Source organism: Christensenella sp. KGMB01412 (assembly GCF_055522415.1).
In genome coordinates, this window is sequence record NZ_JBVFVW010000020.1 from 1 (window position 1) to 5,201 (window position 5,201).

General features: G+C 50.7%; 2 tRNA genes and 2 rRNA genes. All 4 read right to left on the bottom strand.

Going from position 1 to position 5,201, the window contains the following annotated elements:
- Positions 1-44 precede the first annotated feature (44 nt).
- The 4 genes from ACS5WU_RS13785 to ACS5WU_RS13800 all read right to left on the bottom strand — a co-directional run bounded on the left by ACS5WU_RS13785 (position 45) and on the right by ACS5WU_RS13800 (position 5,034).
- Positions 45-2,965 (bottom strand): 23S ribosomal RNA (locus ACS5WU_RS13785).
- A 207-nt stretch (positions 2,966-3,172) separates the two neighbouring features.
- Positions 3,173-3,249 (bottom strand) — tRNA-Ile (locus tag ACS5WU_RS13790).
- A gap of 40 nt (positions 3,250-3,289) precedes the next feature.
- Positions 3,290-3,365 (bottom strand) — tRNA-Ala (locus ACS5WU_RS13795).
- A 133-nt stretch (positions 3,366-3,498) separates the two neighbouring features.
- Positions 3,499-5,034 (bottom strand): 16S ribosomal RNA (locus tag ACS5WU_RS13800).
- The 16S and 23S rRNA genes sit together here with 2 tRNA genes alongside, the layout of an rRNA operon.
- Positions 5,035-5,201: the final 167 nt, after the last annotated feature.

The window sequence follows — 5,201 nt, forward strand, 5'->3', positions numbered from 1 at the left end:
AAAGTCTTAGTTAACATATCATATGACTGTGTATCAACATAATGTTGATCAAGCCCTCGGCCTATTAGTACTGGTCAGCTTAATACATTGCTGCACTTACACCTCCAGCCTATCAACCTTGTAGTCTACAAGGGGCCTTACTCCATAAAGGATGGGAAGTCTTATCTTGTGGGGGGCTTCACGCTTAGATGCCTTCAGCGTTTATCCCGTCCGTACGTAGCTACCCAGCGATGCTCTTGGCAGAACAACTGGTACACCATTGGTACGTCCATCCCGGTCCTCTCGTACTAAGGACAGCTCCACTCAAACTTCCTGCGCCCACGATGGATAGGGACCGAACTGTCTCACGACGTTCTGAACCCAGCTCGCGTGCCGCTTTAATTGGCGAACAGCCAAACCCTTGGGACCTGCTTCAGCCCCAGGATGCGACGAGCCGACATCGAGGTGCCAAACCTCCCCGTCGATGTGGACTCTTGGGGGAGATAAGCCTGTTATCCCCGAGGTAGCTTTTATCCGTTGAGCGACGGCAATTCCACTCTCATACCGCCGGATCACTAATCCCGACTTTCGTCCCTGCTCGAGATGTCTCTCTCGCAGTCAAGCTCCCTTATGCATTTGCACTCTAATGAATGATTTCCGACCATTCTGAGGAAACCTTTGGGCGCCTCCGTTACTCTTTCGGAGGCGACCGCCCCAGTCAAACTGCCCACCTGGTACTGTCCTTAAGCCGGTTCACGGCCTTAAGTTAGAATCCTAGTATTAGAAGGGTGGTATCCCAACAATGACTCTGCGACAACTGGCGTCATCGCTTCTCAGTCTCCCACCTATCCTGTACATCTAATACCAAAATCCAATGCCAAGTTGCAGTAAAGCTCTACGGGGTCTTTCCGTCCTATCGCGGGTAATGAGCATCTTCACTCATACTACAATTTCGCCGGGTACATTGTTGAGACAGTGCCCAAGTCGTTACGCCATTCGTGCGGGTCGGAACTTACCCGACAAGGAATTTCGCTACCTTAGGACCGTTATAGTTACGGCCGCCGTTCACTGGGGCTTAAGTTCCTTGCTTCGCTTGCGCTAACAATTCCCCTTAACCTTCCAGCACTGGGCAGGCGTCAGCCCGTATACATCATCTCTCGATTTCGCACAGACCTGTGTTTTTGCTAAACAGTCGCTTGGGCCTATTCACTGCGACCTATTTTACTAGGCACTCCTTATCCCGAAGTTACGGAGTCATTTTGCCGAGTTCCTTAACAATGCTTCTCCCGATCGTCTTAGGATTCTCTCCTCGCCTACCTGTGTCGGTTTGCGGTACGGGTACCTACTGGTCTTCCTAGCAGCTTTTCTCGCCAGTGTGGATTCACAGACTTCCATACTTATTTTCTGTCCCCATCACACCTCAGTCTTAAAGCAAGGCGTACTTCACTACCTTGCAAACCTCAGTGCTTAGACGGGCTCTACCATCAGCCCGCTTCTGCTATCCTCCTGTGTCACTGCGTCAGTCAAACGACCAGTCGGTAGTACAGGAATATCAACCTGTTGTCCATCGCCTACGACTATACTGTCCTCGGCTTAGGTCCCGACTTACCCTGGGCGGACGAGCCTTCCCCAGGAAACCTTAGGCTTTCGACGGTGAGGATTCTCACCTCACTCTCGCTACTTATGCCAGCATTCTCTCTCGTATACAGTCCACTGCTCCTCTCGGTACAGCTTCTGCCCGTATACGATGCTCCTCTACCGCGCGCATTACTGCGCACCCATAACTTCGGTGGTAAGTTTTAGCCCCGGACATTTTCGGCGCACAATCACTCGACTAGTGAGCTGTTACGCACTCTTTAAATGAGTGGCTGCTTCTGAGCCAACATCCTAGTTGTCTCTGCAATTCCACATCCTTTTCCACTTAACTTACACTTTGGGACCTTAGTTGATGATCTGGGCTGTTTCCCTTTCGACAACGAAACTTATCTCACGCTGTCTGACTCCCGAGTAGGTAATATATGGTATTCGGAGTTTGATAAGGTTCAGTAAGCCGTGAAGCCCCTTAGCCCATTCAGTGCTCTACCCCCATATATCTTCACTCGAGGCTAGCCCTAAAGCTATTTCGAGGAGAACCAGCTATCTCCGAGCTCGATTGGAATTTCTCCGCTACCCACAAGTCATCCCCGCATTTTTCAACATACGTGTGGTTCGGTCCTCCACGGTGTTTTACCACCGCTTCAACCTGCTCATGGGTAGGTCGCCCGGTTTCGGGTCTACAGCATGCAACTTAACGCCCTATTAAGACTCGGTCTCCCTTCGGCTCCGTGACTCCAGTCACTTAACCTCGCTGCATACCGTAACTCGCTGGCCCGTTCTACAAAAAGTACGTGGTCACACTTTCTAATAGTGCCCCCACTGCTTGTAAGCACAAGGTTTCAGGTTCTCTTTCACTCCCCTCCCGGGGTGCTTTTCACCTTTCCCTCACGGTACTATTTCTCTATCGGTCATCAAGGAATATTTAGGCTTGGAAGGTGGTCCTCCCGGCTTCCCACGGGGTTTCACGTGTCCCGTGGTACTCTGGTGCCCATCTCGCTAACTCGTATTTCGTTTACGGGGCTTTTACCCTCTTTGGCTGCACTTTCCAATGCTATTCAACTATATTCGTCAGATCGATTATATGGGTCCACAACCCCGGATGTCCGAAGACTTCCGGTTTGGCCTCTTCCCCGTTCGCTCGCCGCTACTAGGAGAATCACTTTTGTTTTCCTTTCCTCCGGCTACTTAGATGTTTCAGTTCACCGGGTTCCCCCCATATACCTATGAATTCAGTATATGGTAACATCCTGTTAAAGATGCTGAGTTCCCTCATTCGGACATCTGCGGATCAATGTTTGCTTGCAACTCCCCGCAGCTTTTCGCAGCTTGACACGTCCTTCATCGGTTCTTGATGCCAAGGCATTCACCCTGTGCTCTTTATAGCTTGATCTTTCGTCTTTTCTTGATTCTTTTCCTAAGACTCTCGCAAAATTATATCTTACCCTTTTTCACGCTTTGCCTCCGGCTCATTTCTTCGCCGGGCAAACCGCATCTTTGCAGATTAGTTTGTTTGATATCTTTTCGCTTCTCTTTTCGTTTTCTCTACTATTCAGTTTTCAATGTGCTTTGATGCGCTGCCTTCTCCGGACAAAACGCATGGTGGGCTCAAGTGGACTCGAACCACCGACCTCACGCTTATCAGGCGTGTGCTCTAACCTGCTGAGCTATGAGCCCATTTTGTTATTGCATTCGGTGTCTCCCGCTTTCCCACTCTTGGTGGAGATGAGCGGAATCGAACCGCTGACCCCCTGCTTGCAAGGCAGGTGCTCTCCCAGCTGAGCTACACCCCCATTTTAAATCACATACATCTCTGTATGTGCTCTAAAAGGCTTGTATGCAGTTCTTTTCCCTTAAAAACAACAGTACCGAAAAGAAAATCCTCTACTCACTTTGTCCTCATCGTCTTTTCTTCTTACACCCTAGAAAGGAGGTGATCCAGCCGCACCTTCCGATACGGCTACCTTGTTACGACTTCACCCCAGTCATTGATCTCACCTTCGACAGCTCTCTCCTTACGGTTAAGCCACTGGCTTCGGGTGCTCCCAACTTCCGTGGTGTGACGGGCGGTGTGTACAAGGCCCGGGAACGCATTCACCGCGACATGCTGATTCGCGATTACTAGCAACTCCGACTTCATGTGGGCGGGTTGCAGCCCACAATCCGAACTGGGGCCGGCTTTTTGAGATTCGCTTACTCTTACGAGGTCGCTGCCCTTTGTACCGGCCATTGTAGCACGTGTGTAGCCCAAGACATAAGGGGCATGATGATTTGACGTCGTCCCCACCTTCCTCCGAGTTGTCCCCGGCAGTCTCACTAGAGTTCCCACCTTTACGTGCTGGCAACTAGCAACAAGGGTTGCGCTCGTTGCGGGACTTAACCCAACATCTCACGACACGAGCTGACGACAACCATGCACCACCTGTCTCTCTGCCCCGAAGGGAACATATATCTCTATATGCGTCAGAGGATGTCAAGCCTTGGTAAGGTTCTTCGCGTTGCTTCGAATTAAACCACATGCTCCGCTGCTTGTGCGGGCCCCCGTCAATTCCTTTGAGTTTCAACCTTGCGATCGTACTCCCCAGGCGGGATACTTAATGCGTTAGCTTCGGCACGGAGGACTATCGCCCCCCACACCTAGTATCCATCGTTTACGGCGTGGACTACCAGGGTATCTAATCCTGTTTGCTCCCCACGCTTTCGTGCCTCAGTGTCAGTTACAGTCCAGAAAGTCGCCTTCGCCACTGGTGTTCCTCCTAATATCTACGCATTTCACCGCTACACTAGGAATTCCACTTCCCTCTCCTGTACTCAAGCCACACAGTTTCAAGTGCAACCCCGGGGTTGAGCCCCGGTCTTTCACACCTGACTTACATGGCCACCTACGCACCCTTTACGCCCAGTAATTCCGGACAACGCTTGCTCCCTACGTATTACCGCGGCTGCTGGCACGTAGTTAGCCGGAGCTTCCTCCTATGGTACCGTCATTTTTTTCGTCCCATAGGACAAAAGTTTACAACCCGAAGGCCTTCTTCCTTCACGCGGCGTTGCTGGGTCAGGGTTTCCCCCATTGCCCAATATTCCCCACTGCTGCCTCCCGTAGGAGTTTGGACCGTTTCTCAGTTCCAATGTGGCCGATCACCCTCTCAGGTCGGCTACCCATCGTTGACTTGGTGGGCCGTTACCTCACCAACTATCTAATGGGACGCGAGCTCATCCTGCATCGAATGAATCCTTTTACCTCTAAACCATGCGGTTTCGTGGTCTTATGCGGTATTAGCAGTCGTTTCCAACTGTTGTCCCCCATTGCAGGGCAGATTGCTCACGCGTTACTCACCCGTCCGCCACTAAGTATACTCACAGTTCCACCCGAGGGCTTCCCAAAGAGCAACTTCGTTCGACTTGCATGTGTTAAGCACGCCGCCAGCGTTCGTCCTGAGCCAGGATCAAACTCTTAATTAAAATCTTAACATCCCTTTCGGAACGTTTTTAACTAATCAATTGATCAGGCTCCGCTTTCAAGCATTTTCTTTTCGTTCTTGGTACTGTATTGTTTTTTCAAGGTTCGCCGCGTTTTTTGCGGCTTATTTATAATACCAAACTCCCTCCCCCATGTCAACTCCTTTTTT